Source organism: Methanosarcina barkeri str. Wiesmoor (genome assembly GCF_000969985.1).
Lineage (GTDB): Archaea > Halobacteriota > Methanosarcinia > Methanosarcinales > Methanosarcinaceae > Methanosarcina > Methanosarcina barkeri_B.
Genome location: NZ_CP009526.1, coordinates 3,906,220 through 3,927,058, shown reverse-complemented (window position 1 = coordinate 3,927,058; position 20,839 = coordinate 3,906,220). Strand labels below are relative to the sequence as shown.

Annotated in this window: 17 protein-coding genes and 1 pseudogene; 6 read left to right on the top strand and 12 right to left on the bottom strand. The window is 38.9% G+C overall.

Going from position 1 to position 20,839, the window contains the following annotated elements:
• Positions 1 to 463 precede the first annotated feature (463 nt).
• The 5 genes from MSBRW_RS16040 to mdh all read right to left on the bottom strand — a co-directional run bounded on the left by MSBRW_RS16040 (position 464) and on the right by mdh (position 5,371).
• Positions 464 to 1,636 carry a hypothetical protein gene (locus tag MSBRW_RS16040; protein ID WP_011306732.1) on the bottom strand — a complete coding sequence of 391 codons (1,173 nt, stop codon included), beginning with the start codon at positions 1,634 to 1,636 and terminating at the stop codon, positions 464 to 466.
• Between the two features lie 210 nt (positions 1,637 to 1,846).
• Positions 1,847 to 2,800, bottom strand: coding sequence for a tyrosine--tRNA ligase (locus MSBRW_RS16035; RefSeq protein WP_011306733.1), 954 nt, complete (start codon positions 2,798 to 2,800; stop codon positions 1,847 to 1,849).
• Between the two features lie 38 nt (positions 2,801 to 2,838).
• Entirely contained in the window at positions 2,839 to 3,570 is a 732-nt protein-coding gene (locus MSBRW_RS16030) for a tRNA(His) guanylyltransferase Thg1 family protein (RefSeq protein ID WP_011306734.1), read from the bottom strand.
• Between the two features lie 17 nt (positions 3,571 to 3,587).
• The gene (locus MSBRW_RS16025; RefSeq protein ID WP_011306735.1) at positions 3,588 to 3,845 is read right to left on the bottom strand and encodes a PRC-barrel domain-containing protein; all 258 of its coding nucleotides are present in this window, start codon (positions 3,843 to 3,845) and stop codon (positions 3,588 to 3,590) included.
• A 602-nt stretch (positions 3,846 to 4,447) separates the two neighbouring features.
• Positions 4,448 to 5,371: a malate dehydrogenase gene (mdh, locus tag MSBRW_RS16020; RefSeq protein WP_011306736.1), complete on the bottom strand. Its 924-nt coding sequence runs from the start codon at positions 5,369 to 5,371 to the stop codon at positions 4,448 to 4,450.
• Between the two features lie 232 nt (positions 5,372 to 5,603).
• Between mdh and MSBRW_RS16015 the strand changes: the two genes are divergently transcribed.
• The 3 genes from MSBRW_RS16015 to nrpRII all read left to right on the top strand — a co-directional run bounded on the left by MSBRW_RS16015 (position 5,604) and on the right by nrpRII (position 8,289).
• The gene (locus MSBRW_RS16015) at positions 5,604 to 6,353 is read left to right on the top strand and encodes a ribonuclease H-like domain-containing protein (RefSeq protein ID WP_011306737.1); all 750 of its coding nucleotides are present in this window, start codon (positions 5,604 to 5,606) and stop codon (positions 6,351 to 6,353) included.
• Positions 6,354 to 6,544: 191 nt separating this feature from the next.
• Positions 6,545 to 7,285 carry a glucose-6-phosphate isomerase family protein gene (locus MSBRW_RS16010; RefSeq protein WP_011306738.1) on the top strand — a complete coding sequence of 247 codons (741 nt, stop codon included), beginning with the start codon at positions 6,545 to 6,547 and terminating at the stop codon, positions 7,283 to 7,285.
• Positions 7,286 to 7,530: 245 nt separating this feature from the next.
• A complete protein-coding gene (gene nrpRII, locus MSBRW_RS16005; RefSeq protein ID WP_011306739.1) occupies positions 7,531 to 8,289 on the top strand; it encodes a global nitrogen regulator NrpRII in 759 nt (252 codons plus the stop codon).
• Between the two features lie 100 nt (positions 8,290 to 8,389).
• On the opposite strand, the gene MSBRW_RS16000 is transcribed toward nrpRII, so the two are convergent.
• The 6 genes from MSBRW_RS16000 to MSBRW_RS15975 form a co-directional block, all read right to left on the bottom strand.
• Positions 8,390 to 9,790, bottom strand: a complete 1,401-nt coding sequence (locus MSBRW_RS16000) for a single-stranded-DNA-specific exonuclease RecJ (RefSeq protein ID WP_011306740.1) — start codon at positions 9,788 to 9,790, stop codon at positions 8,390 to 8,392.
• A gap of 41 nt (positions 9,791 to 9,831) precedes the next feature.
• Positions 9,832 to 10,314: a hypothetical protein gene (locus tag MSBRW_RS15995; protein WP_011306741.1), complete on the bottom strand. Its 483-nt coding sequence runs from the start codon at positions 10,312 to 10,314 to the stop codon at positions 9,832 to 9,834.
• A 44-nt stretch (positions 10,315 to 10,358) separates the two neighbouring features.
• The gene (locus MSBRW_RS15990) at positions 10,359 to 10,580 is read right to left on the bottom strand and encodes a hypothetical protein (protein WP_048102742.1); all 222 of its coding nucleotides are present in this window, start codon (positions 10,578 to 10,580) and stop codon (positions 10,359 to 10,361) included.
• A 234-nt stretch (positions 10,581 to 10,814) separates the two neighbouring features.
• Entirely contained in the window at positions 10,815 to 11,210 is a 396-nt protein-coding gene (locus MSBRW_RS15985; RefSeq protein WP_011306742.1) for a DUF1699 family protein, read from the bottom strand.
• 1,072 nt (positions 11,211 to 12,282) lie between these two features.
• On the bottom strand, positions 12,283 to 13,926 hold the full coding sequence (locus tag MSBRW_RS15980; protein WP_011306743.1) for a tRNA uridine(34) 5-carboxymethylaminomethyl modification radical SAM/GNAT enzyme Elp3: 1,644 nt from the start codon (positions 13,924 to 13,926) through the stop codon (positions 12,283 to 12,285).
• A gap of 384 nt (positions 13,927 to 14,310) precedes the next feature.
• Positions 14,311 to 14,886, bottom strand: coding sequence for a hypothetical protein (locus MSBRW_RS15975; RefSeq protein WP_011306744.1), 576 nt, complete (start codon positions 14,884 to 14,886; stop codon positions 14,311 to 14,313).
• A gap of 1,034 nt (positions 14,887 to 15,920) precedes the next feature.
• Between MSBRW_RS15975 and MSBRW_RS22625 the strand changes: the two are divergent.
• Positions 15,921 to 16,121 (top strand): annotated as a pseudogene (locus tag MSBRW_RS22625) (hypothetical protein); the annotation flags it as partial.
• Here MSBRW_RS22625 and MSBRW_RS20460 read toward each other — a convergent pair.
• On the bottom strand, positions 16,114 to 16,557 hold the full coding sequence (locus MSBRW_RS20460) for a hypothetical protein (RefSeq protein WP_155398335.1): 444 nt from the start codon (positions 16,555 to 16,557) through the stop codon (positions 16,114 to 16,116). The pseudogene MSBRW_RS22625 and the gene MSBRW_RS20460 sit on opposite strands and share 8 nt — an antisense overlap.
• 1,105 nt (positions 16,558 to 17,662) lie before the next feature.
• Here MSBRW_RS20460 and slmA point away from each other — a divergent pair.
• Entirely contained in the window at positions 17,663 to 19,669 is a 2,007-nt protein-coding gene (slmA, locus tag MSBRW_RS15960; protein WP_048136574.1) for an S-layer protein SlmA, read from the top strand.
• Positions 19,670 to 19,839: 170 nt separating this feature from the next.
• A complete protein-coding gene (locus MSBRW_RS15955; RefSeq protein ID WP_011306747.1) occupies positions 19,840 to 20,598 on the top strand; it encodes a hypothetical protein in 759 nt (252 codons plus the stop codon).
• The last annotated feature ends 241 nt before the right edge of the window (positions 20,599 to 20,839 follow it).

The window sequence follows — 20,839 nt, the reverse complement described above, 5'->3', positions numbered from 1 at the left end:
TCGTTTCGTTCCGAGGGAGAAGCTTCCATGTGGTCGCTAAACTCAATAAGAATATTTAATTCCACTGCTTCATTCCCCAAACTACTGTTCACAAGTCCACAGGCCCTACTTTGCGTTCCGCAGGTGAAGAAAAATCAAAATGGAAAATAGATGATTATGATGTACTTGAGATGCTCAGTGGCTAATGGCTTTCCCTGCCTTACTCCCAATCCCTTCAGGAGTTGTCATAACCTGTTTCCCACAACTGCGCTTGGTTCTCGCTACAGTATTGGGTGACATTATGCATATAAATATACACTGCTATAACACAAGTAATTTAGCAGAATCAATAACAATAGACGGTAAGGAAATTGACAGCTTTCATCCCACACCTGCCACTTTCCGGTTTTCGCCAGAAATTGTCGAGGAAGGTGGACTTCTCGCCTTCAGAGTTAAATCTCAAAAAATAAAGTGCAAGAAAAGTTTAGACAATCAGGTATTTCTTGTCTTTGATTTGAGTTCTGCTGTCAACACCAAGTATTCCGGCAATCTCAATACCTTCACTTCCTACTTCTGCCAGTTGGGTGTAGATTTCAGTCTTTGTTATGTATTTCTCAGTCCGTGTGCCATCAGCTTCTTCAATTTTGATGGTTATCTCTTCTTTATTGTGTCCTTTCGCAAGGCATTCCTGAACGATTACTCCATATTGCTCTGCAATAACTTTCAGGCAATCGAAGATCTGATTGGTAGAAATAGCATCCTCTTCGTCAAGGAGGACTTTTGAAAGGTTATAGGTGCGGATATTTGCCATAAAATAAGCCTGAATTTTTTCAGGAATTCTTGCCAGATTTTCCATATCAATGAAATCCCCAAGCTCTTTATCCGAGGTGATTTCCTTATCATCTTCATATACAAAATACCTGTGATCTCCGCCTTCAATTCTGAATTTCCGGTTTGCTTTTTTGTTTTCCAGGGCTATACGTATGTTTTTCTGAGTGTCATACTCCAGAAAAGTTACAAGAAATTCGGAAAGGTTTTGCATTTTTATTTTTTCTTCTTTTCTCAGGATGCCTGCCCGAGCCCATCCTGGCAGGCTTAAGCTTCCAAGTAGTTTTTCTACTGTCAGAGTCTCTTCTGTAAACGTGAGTGTGTAATGATACTGCAAACCTGAGACCCAACCTTCCATTTCTCCTAAAATACCGTTTGTATTGCTGGAAAGTTCAAATCTCTTTTCAGCTCCGTAAACTCCTGTGATTAAAAACCTGCTAAGAACTTCAAGTATCTCCTCTTCAACTTTTTTGTATTCTTCGGGAGTCCCATTTTCTATTTTTGTATACTCAGTTTTGAGGATTCCTCTTCTTTTCCCGAGATTCTCGCTGCAGGTTTGCAGGATTGCGTTAGTGCAGGGTATAATGTCCTCTATATCAACTTCATTTACTAATTTTCTGAGTAAAGTCTCAAGCTTCTCTTCAAAATAATTCATTCCTTCTATTCTACTCTTCAGTTCATGAAGCGTTTCTTTCTGCTTGCACTTTATCTCTATTATGGAGTTTTCCAGAGGGATTACTCGGGAAGTTATATCTAAAAAAGTTCTCAGATCCTCAATGAAATCCCGCTGTACAGGCAGTTCCGTAGAGTCCTGGTAAATATATTTCATAAAAGCACCCTGAATAGCTAGACGACCCTTTAAATATTCTATGATCTATAGCTATATAACGTTTTATCCAGAGGCTTCCTCTATTTCTAAAATAAGTTTCTTGTTTTAAGCAACGAGTTTTACATGGATCTATATCTTCTACTTTGGACCGAGGTCTTGTACTTATATTTTTCTCTAAAGTAGCCGGGAAGAGCCCGGCCATCTCATAATTTAAAGCAGAACTTTTCTGACAGGGTCCAGAATCTCATTTATATACTTTGCGGCTGAATTTTTCAGGTCCATTGGATGGACACTTTCTGCTACAAAAGCATTTTCCATTTCTTCGTAACTCGTATATGTTATATTTCCACCGAACTTCTCAGGTCTCTCTATGACAATAGTCTCGTATCTAGGAAATATATGGTAGCGGAAAAGAGCAAGGATTGGGTTTTCTTCCGTGTCTCCGATCTTGCAGTAAGCTTTCTTAAGCTTTCTGTAGATCTCTTCTTCAGTGTCATCCACCGAAATGAAATTCTCCTTTGATGAAGCCATCTTGGTTCCATCTAATCCCAGAAGAATTGGAGTATGAATGCAGATTGGGGTTTCGAATCCGAGATTCTTTAGATTTTCACGGGCAAGCATATGGATTTTTCTCTGGTCAATACCTCCAACTGCGATGTCAACTCCAAGCATAGCAATATCAATAGCCTGCATCAGTGGATATACCATCTGAGAAACGGTTGGGTCATCCATAGCACGCCCGACTTCATCCATACTCCTGCGCGCTCTGTTTAGAGTCACTGACCTTGAAAGTTTTAGAACATTTAACATGTACTCTGCTCCAAGCTGATAGTCAGACCCATAAACAAAATTAGTTTTTTCTTTGTCAAGCCCGAGGGCAATAAAGCAGCGCTTGTTATAGTCTGCAATTTTTCGGACTTCTTCGAGCGTACCTTTTCGATTTAGATAAGCATGCACGTCCGCGAGCAGGACAGTAATTTCGAATCCGGCTTTTTGGAGATCAATTAGTTTATTTACTGTAAGAACGTGCCCCATATGGATTTTTCCGCTAGGTTCGTATCCTACGTAGGCACGGGGAGCTTTTTTTTTGTTAAGAAGCTCTTCAAGTTCCCCTTCAGTTACGATTTCCTGAACATTTCTTTTTATAAGGTCGAGTCGGTCCATTGCCTCTACATTCCTTTTATTTTCTTATTCTCAAACCCTTAATTCCTATTAATAAGTTTCTGTAAAAACTCCATACCTTCTTCGGATTTAAAATTCGGGATTTCCCAGTTTTGAATGATCCTTCTGCGCAGAGATTTTGTCTCTTTGTCAAGTACAGGATTAAAGCCAGAGATTTCGTATTCTTCTTTTGAAATAATGACTCCTCTCCTCTGCCAGGCAGGAATCTTTGCAAGATTGATTCCTCTCTCAAAAAGCATTTCATGGATTTCCCATTCTTTTTTTCCTCTGAGATATTTCGAAGCCTCAATCTTACTTATTCCTTCATTTAGCAACGTATAATATCCCCAGGCTGCCACAAAATTACGCCAGGCTTCAAGCTGCCTCCAGTGAAAATACGCAGGAATCTCATCTTTTTGAAGAACCACTATTCTGGAGTCAAAAGCCACAGGTTTTTCAAACTGCAAATTTATTGTAAGTGCACTTCCCAGAAAGCTTGCCGTGACAGAGTCCATTTTTTCTACTCTTCCCTCAAAGGGAAGTTCCATAAAAAGAAAACTAACTTCATCCGAAAAAGTGTAGGCAAAGAGAGGGCTTAAACCACTTTTCTTAATAAAAAGTTCAGCAGTATCCGCCATTGCCCTGGCGAAAGTTTGATCATAAGGTTTTCCAAAGCCCAGGTCTCTAAGTGTGTTTTTAAAATTCCTGCCGTCCGCGCGCACAACCACAGGAGGGATACAGCGCATCTCAGCATAAATTTCTCGGTCTTTCATGTACTATTCATATTAACTTAATCTTCTTTTCGCTTTTTGTATCTCTGGATAACGTCTCTTACTATTATGATATCTGCTGCCGTTATAACCCATCGGTAAGGAATAATTACGCCCCTGGTAGTCAGGTCAAAAAGTTCCCTATTAATATCCGAAATAGCAAGCCCGGTAATTTTTTGATCTTCTATATCAATTACGAGATCCTGCAACTTGCCTACATAAACACCAGCGTTTGTGTACACGTTTAAGCCAAAAAGTGATGTAAGTTCTGCGCGCATTATATCCCTGCTTTGTAAATTAATTTAAATCTTTATCCTAATCTTATATGAAAAACATACTTATATATCTTACAGTTTTGCCAACTTATATCATCGCCAGTTTTATCTCACATTTTCAGGTAAAATGGAATCTTAATCATTGAGCCTATCCCAAAAGACACTTTATTAGTAATCGTTGGAAATTTTTCAAAGTTGTTTTTGTGATCTTGAGCTTTATTGATTGTTCGAAATACAAAGCCTAAGAAACAAATTTCAAGTTTTGGGATGAGCTCATTATTATAATAAATTCCCTTATTTTAACTAGCGAGAGATAAAAGTGGTCTCGTCTTGTTAAATTCTTTGTCCGATGTTTGAACTAAGAAGAGGGAGTTCTAAACTTGTTAAGCTGCTTTTACTCTTGTTTACTTAAAGGCTACAGCTTACTTACCTTTTTCCTGCAACTGTCCAGAATGAGAAGATACCTTTTTGAGAATTTTTCTGGCTCACAGGTAAATTTCTGAATTACCTGTGATCAGAATTCTTCAGTCTTTTATATAATCTTTCTTTTTATTCTGATTAATCCCCTTTGAATCTCAGTTTATCTCTTATTCTAGTTTATTTCTTTATATTTCTAGCTGTGAAATCGTGTTTCGAATAGTTTCCGAGGATTTTCTGAGAGTCTCGTACTGGCTTTCATCGAGCTTGAGTTCAAGGATTTCTTCTACTCCTGATGCCCCAAGCTTTACGGGTACACCGAAGTAAATACCTTCCTGTCCGTAATGTCCTTCAAGATAAGCCGAAGCAGGCAAAATTCTCTTTGAATTTTTAATAACGGCTTCCGCCATTGAGACAATAGCCGCGGACGGTGCATAAAAAGCACTGCCCTGTTTAAGGAGCTCTACGATCTCTGCTCCTCCGTTTACTGTCCTCTCTACCAGCCTGGCAATTCTATCCCCCGGAAGCAGGTCCGTGAGTGGAACTCCTGACACTGTTGTATATTGAGGAAGAGGCACCATCAGATCTCCATGACCACCTATAACCATTGCCTGAACATCTTTTTTTGAACACTTCAGTTCTTCTGCAATAAAGCTTGCAAAACGTCCCGAATCCAGAACTCCGCTCATTCCGAATACTTTCTTTGTCTCAAATCCTGTTGATTTCATAGCTATGTACGTTATAATGTCAAGCGGATTTGTGACATTAATTACTATGGAGTCTGGAGCATACTTTGCAATATTTCTGGAAACCTCTGCTATTATTTTAGAATTCGTTTTAATCAGATCTTCCCGAGTCATCCCAGGTTTTCTTGCAATCCCTGCTGTAATTATTACAAGATCAGAGTCTACGATTTCTGCATAATCGTTGGTCCCAATTATTGACGTATCATAACCTTTTATTGCCCCTGCCTGTATAAGGTCGAGTGCTTTTCCTTGTGGTAGTCCTTCCACAATATCCGTCATGACAATTTCGCCAAGTTCAAGTTCAGCTAGTCGCTGGACTGTAGTTGCCCCTACGTTTCCTGCACCAATCACGGAAATTTTAGCCATTAATTGCACACCTGTGTTAAGCAATTTATTTTGATAGTTTTGGAATTTTAATCTTTGTAAATTTATACTGTATCGTGACTCTTTGTCCTCGGTCAGACACTATTGTTATATTTATCTATGTTCTATCTTTATACTATATCTAGTTCTTGAATTTGTTTTTTCTCTTTTGAATACTTTCAGCTTTCATGCAGTATTTTTATTAAATATTACTCCCAAATGGTTCAGGGGAAACATGCTGAATAATACATACATTCATATTCCAGGTGTAGGAAAGGGCCTTGAACGAAAAATCTGGGCTCAAGGTATACATACCTGGAAAGAATTTCTTGAGATGGAAGACCAGATCTCTATACCTTCATCACGCAAGACCAGAATTTGCGAGGAGGTGAGGAAATCTTCTGAACACCTTGCAGCAAGAGATCATTGTTTTTTCTCACAATGCCTTCCTTCTGCCGAACACTGGAGGGCATATTCTTTATTTTCCGATTCTGCCGCATTTGTAGACATTGAAACAACGGGACTTTCTAAGTCCCGAGATGAAATAACTATTGTGGGAATCTACAACGGAAAAGAATCAAAAACGTATATAAAAGATATCAACCTTGATGACATTGTAGAAGAGTTCTCAAAATACAGGCTACTTGTATCCTTCAATGGTGCCCGGTTTGATTTACCTTTCATAAAATCCGAATTTCCCGAAATTGAGTTCAATCAGCTCCATATAGACCTTATGTACCCCTTAAAGCGAATAGGGTATAGTGGAGGTTTAAAAAACATTGAAAAATTACTCGGGATCACCCGAAGTGACGGTACTGAGGGCATAACAGGTTTTGATGCCGTGAGGCTCTGGAAAAAATATGAGAAAGGAGATCGTGAAGCTCTGGATACACTTATTAAATACAACAGAGAAGATATAGTTAATTTGAAAACTATTATAGAGCTTACTTACCCTAAAATGGTTGACAATGCTCTGAATGCTTGAGAGGTATTATCTTTCAGGTTCCGAATGGTAAGAGGTAAAAATCAGGCTGCAATACTATTTACATAGTTACTTTATTATACTTATATTGCTATTTCTGATAGTCAACTTTGGTAATGTATTGGCATCTTTATAGTAAATTCTTGTTTGTAATCTGAATATCAGTATATGCTTTGGTAGGAAAGGGGAACTCGATGGAAGTTACAATGAAGTTCGGGGATAAAGTCACTATGGCGGACATCCGAAAACTCCATGATATGGAAGATGTAGTGTTTGATAAGGAGTGGTTTGAAGAAACGGAGGTACGAAATCAGGATGTGTACTACATGTTCAGGGACCTTGCGAAAAGTGACTCTGAGCTTGAAGCAATTAAAGCTCATCACCTGAGGTATGATATTACTGTAATCCCTCCCGCAACGCTTGGATCTGAATATATTAAAACTGTAGGTCACTATCACCCGCGTGTTCCAGGAACAAACGTACACTATCCTGAAATTTATCAGGTACTTGAAGGTTCTGCTACCTATCTTCTACAAAAGGTGAAAAGTGGAGAGGAAGATTTTGTTCTGGATGTTGTAGTCATAACAGCAAAAAAAGGAGATTTAGTACTTGTTCCTCCTGGATACGGGCATGTGACTATAAACGCTTCCGATAAAACTCTCGAAATGGCAAACTGGGTTTGCCGTGACTTTTCCTCGGTTTATGAGCCTATAAAAAGGCTTTCCGGCGCTTCTTACTTCCTTCTTAAAGATGGTTATGTCAAAAATCCCCTTTACAGGAATACACCACCTATCCGTCGCCTTGAACCCCTTGCATACGATGAGCTAGGGCTTGGTTCCGGAGAATGTATGTATGAGCTTGTGCATAGAATTGAAAAACTGAGATTTTTAACAGCTCCACAGGATTTTACAGGATTCTTAACAGGAGTGCTCTGAGAAACAGGTTGTTTTCCAGCTTAAACAGACTGGACTTTTATTTTTTCGTTTTAAAGTTGTTCTCTCAGAAAACTTCTACTCTTATTTCCTGTCCTATAGTAAGCTCGGTTCTATGAGCAAGTGAGAGCGCAAAAAATAAGTGATAGGGTTCAAAGCATATATTATGACTATTAGTACATAATTAGCGCATAATTAATACATAACTTATAATAAGTATAAATACCTTCAACTACTGGAGGTTTGAAATGCAAAAAAATGGATACCGTGTTCAATTTACATCATCTAGAATAAAGGATCTTATGTACAGGACTACGTTTGATCCTAAAAAAATGGATGGAGATATCATTCTTAATCTTTCACTTATTGATAAAAAAGATCTAGACGATGTGCTTGGGATCTTTAAAATGGTAATCTCAAGTGGGCTTTCTGTGACTCCCTATGTTAAGATAGTTTCCGAGGGCGAATCTATAGGAGACCTGACTGTCGAAAAGGGAAAGGTAGGTGTCGGGACCGTATGCAGCATTACGATTGACGGCGTACTTCTTAAGGCAGGAATTCCTGTAAACCCTAAACTTGGAGGAGTTGTTCAGATCCGAAATGGAGTTCCTGTTCGTTTCACTGATGTGCTGACCTATGTAAGTACGACTGTAGATCCGCTTGAAATCCTGATGTCACAGGGTATTACTTCTGTATCGGAAATGCTCAGGACAGGCTCAGGTAAGGTTCTTGCAAATCTCAGGGAAGCTCCTATGGTTGCAAGAGATGAAATTGAAAGCTGCCTATCTGATCTTCTGGATGCGGGCTTTAGTGGAATCTTGGAAGTTGGGGAACCAAACACACGGGTTCTGGATGTTCCAATAGAGAGAGATCATCTCGGAATAGTCGTCATAGGAGGGACAAATCCTATGGCTGTTGTACAGGAGTATGGAATTGCCATAGACACCAGTGCAATGTCAAGACTAATTTCGTTTAAAGAGATGAGCAGGATTGAAGATCTGGTTTAAGGCTCAACGGTAAATCCTATTCTAAAATTTCTTTGTTTTTATTGAGCCTTTACTACTGCTCAGTTCAGATTCTCGGAATATGCTTCCAAAGGATGGTTCCTTACTTTGAATGTACCTTTCTTCGCATTTGTTCTCCTATAAACAGATCCAGTTTTCTTGCAAACTCTTCCTTTTTTCCATTGGGAATAGTTGCTCCTGCTGCAATATCGTGTCCGCCGCCTGCACCTCCAACTTCAGCTGAAATCATCGCCATTGCTTCTGAAAGGTTAACTCCTCTGCGAATCAGATCCTGTGTTCCCCTGGCTGAGACTTTAATCCCTCCTTCAGCTTTTGCGAAAGCAATAATGGGAAGATTTCTGTTTTTAACCAGTGTAGAACTCATGCCTGCAATAATTCCCACGATAGTTTCTTTTATTTCGGAGCCTGCATCAAAGTACTGGATATTTTCAAGCTGAACGACTCCTTTTTCTTTAACATACATGAGCCCGTTAACAAGGTTCTGTCTATGTTCGGCAAGCAGTTTGCGGGCATCTTCATAAGCTTTCTCTCTATCTCCCATGCAGACTGCAAGTCCTATTTCAGCATGGTCATAGCGTGCAGTGGCATTAAGAAGGGTAGAAAACTCTGAAGCATCTCTCATTTCCGTACCTTCTTTTTCCCTCAGAAGAACATATACCTCACCTACCAGGCGCTCGATTTTATACGAAGGTATACCTGATTTTAGGCAGTACTGGATGAGTCCTGAGACAACTTTCTGTTTTTCTGGGTTTTCAAGGTCAATCCAGCGCCTCCAGCGTTCGTTCTGGTTGAAGCGAATGTTGAGAGTATGAAGAAACTCGATGCAAGCTTCTTCATTTCCTGTAAGCCCGGGAAGATAAGGGTCTGAGGAATATTGTATCAATTTATAAATCGGGCGGGTTTGCTTTCCGAATAGAGTAAGGTCCTTTTTGAACTGGAGAGTGCCTTTTTTAACTCCTTCTTCTAGAATTTCCCTGTTGATCCCGACAAGCTGCCCCATTTTCAGATGTTGCATATCCCCCACTGCTCCTACTATGGCCAACGAAGAAAGATCTTGATTTTTTCCAAGGGCTGAAGCCAGCAGGTAAGTACTTCCCGAACCGCTCAGTTCATATGAGCCGTTTGCTCCGAAAAGGTGAGGATTCAGGTGAAATTGATAGCTTCCCTGAGGCTGGTGGTGGTCTGAGATCACTGCATGAATCCCATGGGATTCTATTTGTTCGCACATTCCGCTTCCCAGATCTGTAAAAATGACAATGTTATGATTTTCGTCTGCGATAGTGTCAAGAGCTTTTTCATCAAGCTGCTTGACAAAACGTGTTGTATATTCAAAGTTACCACGTTCAAGGGCGGTGCAGATAATCCCTGCAGAAGTTAGTCCATCAGCATCAATATGGGACACAACGTGGACTGATTTATACTTTTTAATCTCTTCAGCACACTTTTCTGCCTCTTTATTAAGTATTTTCATTGTCTCAGACATTATTCTCTCCACGATTCTCAGTTTAAGCGCTTTTTCCAACTTTATTTTCTTTCCCACTCAATAGGGTCAACACTATAATTTTTTCCTTCTCTTTTGATTTCTGGAAAACTCCTGATATCCTGTAGTGTGAGCTTGAGATCCTGAGCAAAGTATTTTTTTTCGAGCTCGTTCCAGGGAATCATGTATGCTTCTCTGCCATGCCCGGGTCCCAGGCGGAGCTCCACTGCAAGAAATCCACGTCTTCCTGATTTTTTCAGGTAGTTCGAAATTCTTTCTATCTGATGAATCCCATTTTTATCCACGGTAAAATGTTGAGAGAAGTAAAGTGCTTTTGCTCCCTTTTCTACTGAGATGCTTTTGCATTCAATTCCCAGATATAGGTCTGGATTAAGAGAGTCCACAAGCACATCAAGAAACTGCGGAGTAAATCTATGTTGCTTAAGCCTGTAGGAAATAGCTCTTATTCCGTTTTCTTCAATGTATGCATTAAATGAGTTTACAAGCATGTGTTCAAACTCGGTCATGAAATCCTGTTAAATCTTTTCGCTATTTTACTTAAGCCTTTTACTCAGGATGCCATTCTTTTTATTTGAATGAACAAGAGCAGATACGTTAGCCAGGATAAAGTTTCAGAATCAGGGAACTGAATATCCCTTGGTCTGAAACTACTTTGATTATCTAAAACTAAGTCCATTATCTTAAACCAATATCCTGTATCTGAAACTAACATTGATTCTCTGAAACTAACTGCCAAATTAACTGCTAAATTAACTGCCAAACTAACTGCCATCAATCATATCCAGGTTTTTAGCCAGAGTTCTATGGAAGATAATTCTGGAGCCGATTATTTTGAAGCCCGGCAGGAAAGTATGAAATGTTTCTCTTAGTGAGGTTTAAGAAAAGTTTACTCAAAGATCAATAAAGAGTTTGAACGGAATAATCGTTTTATCAGCGCGCTCAATTTAAGCAATACGTTTTATAAAAAATAGATGCCGATCAGGATCTGACCGGCTTATATGGTTTTTTAATTCGATATTATGAAACTTACAAAGTCTGGGCTGAGTCTCGTTTCTCTTACGAGTTTCTCAATAGTATCTTCGTCGGAAAGCCCTTCTTTCTTTAGTTCCTGTATGCGGTCGAAAACACGCTGGGAGATTTCGGAGTACTCATTAATATCTTTTCTGTGGCCCCACACATCGCCCTCAAGTAAAGCAATGTTCTGCATGGAAAGATACATCTGTGCGGAACTGGAAATTGTTTTCTTGTATGAACTTGGGATGTGGATCGCTTTCACTTCTGGACACTTCAGGATGAGTTTAAAAATATCCTTGTTGGATGGTCTGAATGCAAGGTGGATAATTTCCTCATCAAGTTTCAAAGTGTCTATCTCTTCTTTTGAACTTACAACTCTAATTTTCATTTTTATCACCATTTATTTTTAGGTATTTTAAGGTGTTTTAGAGCCTTTTAGGGTTTCTTTAGGGATATTTTAGAGTTCCTTCCTTAGAGTCTCGTCAGAATTTTTCAGGTTGTTTAGAGTTCATTAGAGTCTCTTTAGAGCTTCTTTAAGTTTCAAGGTTTCAGGAGTCCTTTCAGAAGTTGTAGGACCTTCAGGTCTCCTTTACATTTTTACTTTTTCTGGAACTTACTTTAAGTTTTTTAATTTTTATATTTATCGGATTTACTCAATTATTTGTTTTTTAATTTTTTGAATTCATCAGTTCTAAATTTCAGTTAGTTCTGTTTTAAAAACTCTTTGAAATTATAGAGGTTACAAATCGTTTTTCAAAACCTAACATTTAAACTTAAGGTTTTTCCTATGTTACGGACGTATAGTATTTAATTTTTTACTAACGTTTTTTATCTTCTTTCTAATTCTTAAATTTTATTTTATAAAGTTGACCATGAAAAAAACTGGCTTTTCTTCCCTTTCTGTTTAGTATAATCTGCCAAATTCAAGTGCCTTTTTTCTTTAAAGCTAATTTCTTCTGGATATTTTGAAAAGCAGTTAGCAAGATAAATCTTTTACTCTTACTGATACTTCTTATTTTACATTATAATCTTTTATATATAGGAAAACAGTTATACGATACCATATTATACTATTTAATATTTTTCTGTAACGCTCTTTTAAGCATATCCATGATTTTATAAAAAAGTCTTTTAACCAGAAACTTGATTATGGAAATTTACTTTTCAGCTTGAGGTGCCAGGTTATTAACTCTGAGACTTTCTTTTATACTCTGGGTTTTGACAGTTTACTAAAGCTTTAAGCTGGTTACTTCAAGCCTATTTTTAGGTATATACAGGTCAATAATACATAACACTGGTTTCAGAATTTAATGTTAAGTTCGTGACAAGATTAAGTTAGTTACAGGTACAGGATTAAGTTAGTGGCAGGATTAAGTTCGTGACAAGATTAAGTTAGTTACAGGTACAGGATTAAGTTAGTAACAAAATTAGAATTAGTGACCTGCCCGAAGTTGCAGGTCTTAATCTTTCAAAACCTTTGACATATATACGTTATCAAGGGCATACCCAAATTTTCGATAGTACTCTCTGGCTCCTATCCCACTGATGATGGCAAGTTTCCGGTACCCATTTTCACGTGCCATCTTCTCTGCATATTCTAGAAGTTCCTTGCCATATCCTCTATGTTGCCACTCCTTTTGCTTTGCTTCTTTTCCTATAGGTACCATTGAACCGTAAACGTGCAGTTCTCTTATCAGGGCGGCATCTTGCAGTTCAGGGCGATGAGGGGTAGCAGGGAAGCGCAAACGGGTAAATCCAATCAGGACATCTGCGGCAAGATCTTCAAACGCGATGAAATGCTCTGTGCCTCCGCAAGCTTCGTAACTCTCTACAGTCAGTTCGATATCCTTTGGATTTATTTTTCTCCCTTTCAGGCTAGTATGTCCTACTTCCCTGCAGCGAATACAGTGGCACTTTCCTCCTCTTTCTCTCAGCTTTTCTTCTGCAAGCTGCCTGAGATTGCTCTTTCGGACCCCGGCAATGATCTGGTAAGCTGGAATATCTCGTTGGATACGCTGGAGTCTGACCCATTTAGGTAGGATCTCTTTTATATCTGCAATTAGTTCAGCAGCTTCTTCGTCAGAAAGAGCTTCGTAATCTCCTGCTTCCCAAAGCCTGCAAAGAGGAGTTCCTTCAGTTACTAAGGTAGGATAAATTTTGAGATAATCGGGCTTAAAGCGAGGATCTTCGAAGAGCTTTTTGAAACCTTTGAGGTCCAGCTCTGAATCCGAGCCAGGTAGGTGAGGCATCATATGAAATCCAACTTTGAATGCGCTGTCTCTTAATATCTGATTAGCCCTGACAATTTCTGCAACTCCGTGCCCTCTTTGCATACGGGTGAGCACAAAATCATAAACACTCTGAACCCCGAGTTCTACCTTAGTTCCTCCGAGTTTGAGGAATTCGTCCACATGTTTCTCTCCTGCCCAGTCAGGACGCGTTTCGAATGTGATTCCTACGTTGCGAATTTCAGCTTTTTCATTGGCTTTCTGCACCTCTTCAAGAGGGATATAAGGTAAAGATTTCCCAATTCTCCAGGCTTTTTCTCTCCACTCTTTACCTGTGAAATCGTTCATTGCCTCAAGGCAGCGTTTAATAAACCATTCCTGGTAATCGAGATTGCGTGCAGAAAACGTACCTCCCATCACTATCAGTTCCACTTTCTCTACATCATGGCCGATCTCTTTAAGCTGGAAAAGCCTGGATTCAACCTGGGAATAAGGGTCAAATCCATGCTGGATCGCCCTCATGGCTGCAGGCTCTCTTCCCATATAACTCTGGGGCGACTTGAACGCAGATTTAGGTCCTCCTGGGCAGGGAAGACAAACTCCATGAGGGCATGGGGCCGGAGATGTCATTACAGCAATTGCCGCAACTCCAGAAATCGTTCTTACAGGCTTCCGTTTCAAAAAATCTTTAATTACTGCCTGCTCTTCGTCCGATCCCTGGGTTATGACATCTCCATTTCTGGGGAGGCTGGCCAGATGATACTGTTTACTGACATCTTTTTTTGCCTTATTTAACTGGTTTTCGTTTTCTATCTCGCCGGCAAGTACTTTTTCAAGGATTTCCCTGCAGGCCTTATTATAATCATCTTCTTTCATCTCAAGTTCCGTCTTTCGGTTTCTGGGGTTCAATTTTTTACTCTTATGGAAGTTCTAAATAGAAATCAGTTTTGAGAGCTTCAAAAAGATTTTATGATTTTAAAAAAGCTACTTAATTTGATCTTATTGAATGTATTTGAGCTGATCTCAAAGCTCAAAATGATTTACCAAATCAAATTATGGATAATCAGTCAAGAGCTTCGGATCAAAAAGTGGGTGTGAAAACTCATAATGATGTACCCACATTAATGTACTCACATGGATGTAGTAATTTAATTGTTTTTCGGGATGAGTTATCTACTTAATGTGAGCATGACGGCAGTTCAATACTTGCTGCGCAGAACCTGCTTCATTTTTAATCCATAAGTTTTTACGGCCGATTGCTTAACAAAGATCAAATCCAATAATAAAGGTTCCGAGTCCGGCTGCCGGTTTGAGGCCCATTACAGACCTGATATACTCATCCGAGGGAGTAGAGGGAGATGCAAGTACAGCATTGACCACACCTCTTACACATTCCACGTCCTGGCATTTCTGGGGTGGGAGTACTACAGTCATGGGCTCTTTCTTTGCATCTTTTGGTTTAGGCACGGAGCTCTTGTAGATTACAAGGTTTCCCATAACCAGCATATCATCACATTTTTTACATTCTTCAAGTTTCTCGGGATCGTAAACATCCTCACCAACTTTTTCTCCATACTGCATGAGTACTACATTGGGCCCTTCAGGCCAGACATAATTCATATTAGTTGTAAAGGCTATGATTACCTGGCGTTTGAATACTTCCTTTATTCCTCTATTGTCTCCGACACCAAGCCCCATAAGGACGGCTCCTTCAGCCTTTTTCTCAAGCTCATAAATTTTCTCTTTGTCTTCTTCGCTCAAGACATACGTATCTTCTACGCCTTCCATAGCTTTTATCCGGCATATGACATCCTGAATAACAGTTTTGCATTCCACAGCGAATTCTCCGTCGTGCTTTTAGATATATACTTTGTTATTCGGTTATAATTGATCTTACTTAGGAATGATAAAAATATAACTTCAAATTTGTAGTTCAGAAATTGATCCATAATTTCATTATCTCAATAATGATTCTTGGAAACAAACTCCTCGATATTATACTTGAATCATTCCTTAGTTTCATGGTGTAACTGTTCAGCTTATGTAAAACAGAATCAATAATCATCTTTATTATATTTAATCGACAATTTCTGTAAATTGATTCTCTTGAACTATTGGCAATTGACAACGTTTCTTCTTTTCCGTAGATTATTTCTTGGATTCCCCACTTTCATTTTAATCAATAGCAATAGACCTGTTTTGATAGGCTGAATTATTATTCCATGGTTTTATTTCGTTTATTTTTATGTTTATAATGTATCAGACATCTTTGCTTTTTTTTAAATTTACTAATGTTATTTAATGTTCTTATTATATTTCTCTTTTTATATCATTGATTCCTAATAAAATTCCGTTTTCTCATTCAAATAGAGTGAAATAATTTCTTTTTTGAATGTTGCTACATAAATCCCAAAAGTACTTAATATATATATCTAAAGTTATTTATGAGTCTATTCCCACCTTAATATTATGTTGGAATTATAAATCTACTTTTATATTATTCTGTGAAATCGATAACTTTCTATGGAACTCCATCTAACTTTATCTTCCTCCGCAGAAACCGCATACAGATAAGCTAGTGCAAATACGAGGAAGTTAATGGACAGTATAGTTTTTATGTGTTGTTATGACAGGTTGTACCTAGAAAGCCATGCCTAAAAAATATGGATCTAAGTCAACAGTTCATAGATTTCATCTATATCTATGTGAGCATGGTACCTATTAGAAGATTTTCAACGAGCTTTTAAACAAAAATTACTACTTGAAGAAATACATCTTTTTCATTACTTTACTATACAAAGGATATTCCGGCTAAAATAGCGAATATCAGCTACGATGGTCATATAATAGTAAAATGAATGAAATTAAGCGTTTACGAAGATGAAACTGGATATGAAAAGAGAGAAGTTAAAACGAGGACGATTGTTGAGACTGAGAAATTTTCAGTTGATGAGCGTATCACAATAATTAGTGGAATAATTGCAATTATGGGAAAAAGGAAGAAAAAAGTCCGTGAGAAGAATTCTTCTCACGGACTTTCACAGACTCATGCTTTAATAGGCATCAGGTGACAGTAAATTTATACGAGTAATTTACAGGTCCTCTAATACAGTATATTGTAGATACCCAATCTCCTGCTGGCAAACCAGCAGGTATTGCTATTGGTGTATAATCAAAATCTATCTCACCGTCCATATATCCATCATCGATGTCAGTCCAGGGACCGTATACCGTTCCTGTGGGAGAAGTAATAGTAAGGCGCAGTGAACCAGATGAAGGTATCCAATTCAAAGACGGGTCAATACGGGTTCCGTCGCCTGTGTTTATGTGTCTAGTGTAAGTCTTGGTCGCTCCCTGACTAATATAAGTAGTGGCTAAGATCCCAATACCTTTTAAAGATTCGACGGCAGGAGTCTCAATTGCAGAAACTGTCTCAGTAGCTTCCTTGTTTGGACTCGCGCTCACAGCTGGTATACATGCTATACTCGCCAGCAATATTGCTGCCATAAATAGCGTTGTTGTTCCAAATTTATTATTCATTCTCATTTATTCTACTCCTTTATTGTTAGAAAGTTTGGATATTTTTTCCCAGGAAGCAGGATAAATAAGTTTAAATACTCGCAATATGATAGTATTCCTGCTTTCGGGCACACGGAGTTCAAATAGACATTCCATGGTACATTTGAACTCCATTAACTACTTTTAATCTGCCGTTTATAAGTTTTCTGTATACTTTATATAATGATTATTTTCATTTTTCTCTTCAAGTCCACAAAATTCTTTTGATTTCTGATTTGTAATACTTTTGACCGTTAATATAATATACAATATGAATGACGCAACATTATAATAAAAATAATCATACATCTCTATATATTCTAACAGTTAAATCTAAAGAAACAACTTCCAATACACTGACTGGCCCGTATTATATTTTAACAGTTAGATCTAAAGAAACAATTTCCAATACACTGACTGATCCGTATTATATTTTAACACATTTGAGTAAAAACGCACTATATACTAGGACTTACACAGTTGAGTTTATCCCAAATGTAATGTTATTGAAAATTATAGAAATCATCCCAGATCTAAATCTTATTTGCATATCAATAAGAGTTTCATAACTAATTTTATAATTGAAAGATTCTTAGACTATTCAAAATAAGAGATTTGACGACATTATTCTGAGTTTTGGGATTAGTTCTATAAATGGTATTTTAAAATTAGCATAAAATTGTTTGGTCTAAAGCTATATAATTATACCATCCATTTTCATAGTCTTTTATAAGTATTTCGAATTTATCCTTTAATTTAACTCATGACGAATAAACTGCTTTAGTTCTTTCGACATTTACCGTCATTTGTATCGTTGTTTTGCGCTTTTCCTGTTTAATTTCCCTAAAATAGACCACAAAAGATTTAATAAGGCAATTATTTTATAGAACACTTGTAATCCAATTTAGAGGGATAAGGAGGGAATGAAATCCTCTTCGGCAATAGACGAAATATAAAAGTCTGATTTGGTGAAGAATGGTGAAACCCTTAAAGTGTTGATCCCGACACTTCTTCTTACATACGACATATCTTAATAAACATGGAGGAACAATAAATGAAGAGATTCGCAGCAGTGACACTGGCTGCTCTCATGCTTCTGACTGTATTTGCATCCGCCGCAAGTGCAGCAGACTCAGTTGAGATCCGCGGTCCAGTGTTTAACGGCTCTAATATCGTCGAGATTGTCGGCGATGGTATTACAATCGATGCTACTCAATTCGCAGCATTCTACTACGATATTGATGATAATGTTACAACTGAAACTCTTTCCATTAAAGATGTCAGTGGAAACAGTGGCAACGTAATTGGAGAGGGCGGAATTGTATATTCTACTAAGATCCAGAAGGTTGACTACGAATATTATAAGCCAAGCCTTGGCTGGGACAACTACAGCTTGCTTGGTTTCTTCGCAGAGAAATACATCCCGCTGAAGTCTAACAGTGCTGACAAACTCGCCAAGCTTGTTATTGATAGCGATGACAAGATCACACTCAGAACTGGCGAAACCCTTGACATCGGACAGGGCTACACTCTCCAGGCCAAGCAGGTCGATGTTGACGGTGAGAAAGTCTGGCTTGAATTCGATAGGGACGGAGAATACGTAGATGATGAAATCATCGAAGTCGGAGCCGATGACAGCACCTGGGACGTCGAACTTGATGACATCCAGGATGAAGACGATGTTACTGTCATGAGAGTCCATGTCAACCAGGTCTTCCAGGGTGCAGTCGACAGCATTGCTCAGATTGAAGGTATCTGGCTCATTGACTACGCAAATGCCATGACCATCGAATCTGACGATGAATTCGGTGACCTTGATGATGTTTCCATTAACGGTGACACTCTTAACATTACCAATGAAGACACCTTCACTCTGACCAGAGACTCCACAAATGAACTCGCTGAAGGTCTGTCTTTCAAGGTCGCTGACACTTCAAGCAATGTGCTCAGATTCTATCTCGCAAAAGAATTCACTGATCCTGGAACCTATGAAGTAAGAGGTAGTGTTGCCTCCGGAGAAGCTAGCTGGGACGCAAGCAACTTTGCAGGCTTCTACTACGACCTTGATGACAATGTTGAAACAGAAAGCCTCAGTGTTTCTGAACTTAACGGAAATGTAATTGGAGAAGGTGGCCTCGTCTACACAACTTCCATTAAGAAAGTTGACTACGATTACGAAAATGAAGATGCAGGCTGGGACCAGTATCCAATTATTGGCTTCTTTGCAGAGGAATACATCCCACTGAAGGCCAACAGTGCTGACAAACTCGCCAAGCTTGTTCTTGACAGCGATGACAAGATCACACTCAGAACCGGTGAAACCTTTGACCTTGGTGAAGGCTACTCTATCCAGGCCAAGCAGGTCGATGTTGACGGTGAGAAAGTCTGGCTTGAATTCGATAAGGATGGAGAATACGTAGATGATGAAATCATCGAAGTTGGCTCCAATTCAGACAATACCTGGGATGTTGAACTTGATGACATCGAGGATGAAGACGATGTTGTTGTCCTGAAGGTCCATGTCAACCAGGTCTTCCAGGGTGCAGTCGACAGCATTGCTCAGATTGAAGGTATCTGGCTCATTGACTATGCAAATGCCATGACCATCGAATCTGACGATGAATTCGGTGACCTCGACGATGTTTCCATACAGGGAGACACTCTCAAGATCAGCAATGAAGATACCTTTACTCTGACCAGAGACTCCGATGAGGATATTGGTGAGGGCATGTACTTCAAGGTCGCTGACACTCCAACATCCGAACTCAGGTACTACCCAGCCATCGAGAGAATTGTCGGTAACGAAACCACTAGCATCACAAAACCTGATGAAAGTGGCAACGAAACCGTTAGTGACAACGAAACCATGCCTGATAATACCAGCAGCGAGACTCCGGATTTGAATGAAACCGATACTCCGGAAGAACCGACTACTACTCCAGAAGAACCAACCGACAACGAAACTGAGCCCGATGAATCAAACGGCTCTCCAGGATTTGGAGTTGTTCTTGGACTTGCTGGACTCCTTGGAGTTGTCTACCTCGTCAGGAGGAACAACTAAAATTTCTGATTGAAGGGTTTCTAACCCTTCTTTTTTAATTCTTTTTTAAGTTCCTTTTGCAGATAACTTTTTATCTACATATTTCTTAATTCAAGCGATCTTTTTACTTTGAAATCCCGGTTTTAAACTGATGGTTATTTCCAGGATTATACAGATTTTAGGTGAAGCTTATGAAAAAAATGGTGGCTTTAATATCTGCACTTGTGGTTTTAATGGTCGCATTTTCAGGCTGTGTTGGCGACAATAAATCCGCAGTCAATGGAACAGAGCCCAATAACTCGGGAGAAAATGCAAATCCTGCCGAAAGTACGGCTAACGTTAGCGAGCTTAATGAGTCCGCAGTTAATGTAACAGAGTCAAGTAGCCTGGAAGCGAATGTAAATCCTGCTGAAAGTGCAGCTAACACTAGCGAGCTTAACAAGCCCTCGGTTAGTGGAACAGATTCGAGTAACTCGAGATCAAGTACAAATACAAATTCCGCTGAAAATGCGACTGACATTAGCAAACTTGAAAACCTTCCTTCAGGTTTCGAATATGTTGGGTCTTTCCCTCTTAATGCAGCTGATATCAAAATCGATTACAATGCAGAGAACGTTTCAGAAGTCGTCGGAGGGTCCGAAGGAATGTACAAATACAACGAGTCTGACTTCTACATGGATGTAATCGAGCTTGAGAATTCTGAGGCTACAACTAATCTAATAGATGCATACAAATCTTCATTCAAGCCATTGACGGAAGGCTCACGTTTTGTCGAAGAGTCATTTAATGAGCATTCAGCTGTGAGAATTGCAGACTACGTTACAGCCGGAGGGACCGAGGTTCCCAGATATACCTATATCTGGAGCAACGGAAACAATGTATTTGTGGTTACCGGAAATACTGCTGATAACTCTCTGGTCAAACAGCTTGCAGAAGCCACAGGATACTGACATTTTCAAAACAGTAAAACCTTTTTATCCTTTTTTCCTTTTAATTCTTTTTTCAGTTTATTTCTTAACCGATTTTAGCGATTTTCCTACATCTCTTATCTTTTATTTGATGTGTAACTAATCAAAGCAAATGAGGTCATGTAATCAGCTAATTGGATAATTCAAAGTTTTATTTTACAAGCAGTATTCCTTTTCCACCGACGTTAATATCGACAATTGACTTTCGGTGGAAAACTCCTTC

Bases quoted from the DNA above. Each gene is read 5' to 3' on its own strand.
- MSBRW_RS16040 (WP_011306732.1), bottom strand. From the start codon at position 1,636: ATGAAATATATTTACCAGGACTCTACGGAACTGCCTGTACAGCGGGAT.
- MSBRW_RS16035 (WP_011306733.1), bottom strand. From the start codon at position 2,800: ATGGACCGACTCGACCTTATAAAAAGAAATGTTCAGGAAATCGTAACT.
- MSBRW_RS16030 (WP_011306734.1), bottom strand. From the start codon at position 3,570: ATGAAAGACCGAGAAATTTATGCTGAGATGCGCTGTATCCCTCCTGTG.
- MSBRW_RS16025 (WP_011306735.1), bottom strand. From the start codon at position 3,845: ATGCGCGCAGAACTTACATCACTTTTTGGCTTAAACGTGTACACAAAC.
- mdh (WP_011306736.1), bottom strand. From the start codon at position 5,371: ATGGCTAAAATTTCCGTGATTGGTGCAGGAAACGTAGGGGCAACTACA.
- MSBRW_RS16015 (WP_011306737.1), top strand. From the start codon at position 5,604: ATGCTGAATAATACATACATTCATATTCCAGGTGTAGGAAAGGGCCTT.
- MSBRW_RS16010 (WP_011306738.1), top strand. From the start codon at position 6,545: ATGGAAGTTACAATGAAGTTCGGGGATAAAGTCACTATGGCGGACATC.
- nrpRII (WP_011306739.1), top strand. From the start codon at position 7,531: ATGCAAAAAAATGGATACCGTGTTCAATTTACATCATCTAGAATAAAG.
- MSBRW_RS16000 (WP_011306740.1), bottom strand. From the start codon at position 9,790: ATGTCTGAGACAATGAAAATACTTAATAAAGAGGCAGAAAAGTGTGCT.
- MSBRW_RS15995 (WP_011306741.1), bottom strand. From the start codon at position 10,314: ATGACCGAGTTTGAACACATGCTTGTAAACTCATTTAATGCATACATT.
- MSBRW_RS15990 (WP_048102742.1), bottom strand. From the start codon at position 10,580: ATGGCAGTTAGTTTGGCAGTTAATTTAGCAGTTAATTTGGCAGTTAGT.
- MSBRW_RS15985 (WP_011306742.1), bottom strand. From the start codon at position 11,210: ATGAAAATTAGAGTTGTAAGTTCAAAAGAAGAGATAGACACTTTGAAA.
- MSBRW_RS15980 (WP_011306743.1), bottom strand. From the start codon at position 13,926: ATGAAAGAAGATGATTATAATAAGGCCTGCAGGGAAATCCTTGAAAAA.
- MSBRW_RS20460 (WP_155398335.1), bottom strand. From the start codon at position 16,557: ATGGCAGCAATATTGCTGGCGAGTATAGCATGTATACCAGCTGTGAGC.
- slmA (WP_048136574.1), top strand. From the start codon at position 17,663: ATGAAGAGATTCGCAGCAGTGACACTGGCTGCTCTCATGCTTCTGACT.
- MSBRW_RS15955 (WP_011306747.1), top strand. From the start codon at position 19,840: ATGAAAAAAATGGTGGCTTTAATATCTGCACTTGTGGTTTTAATGGTC.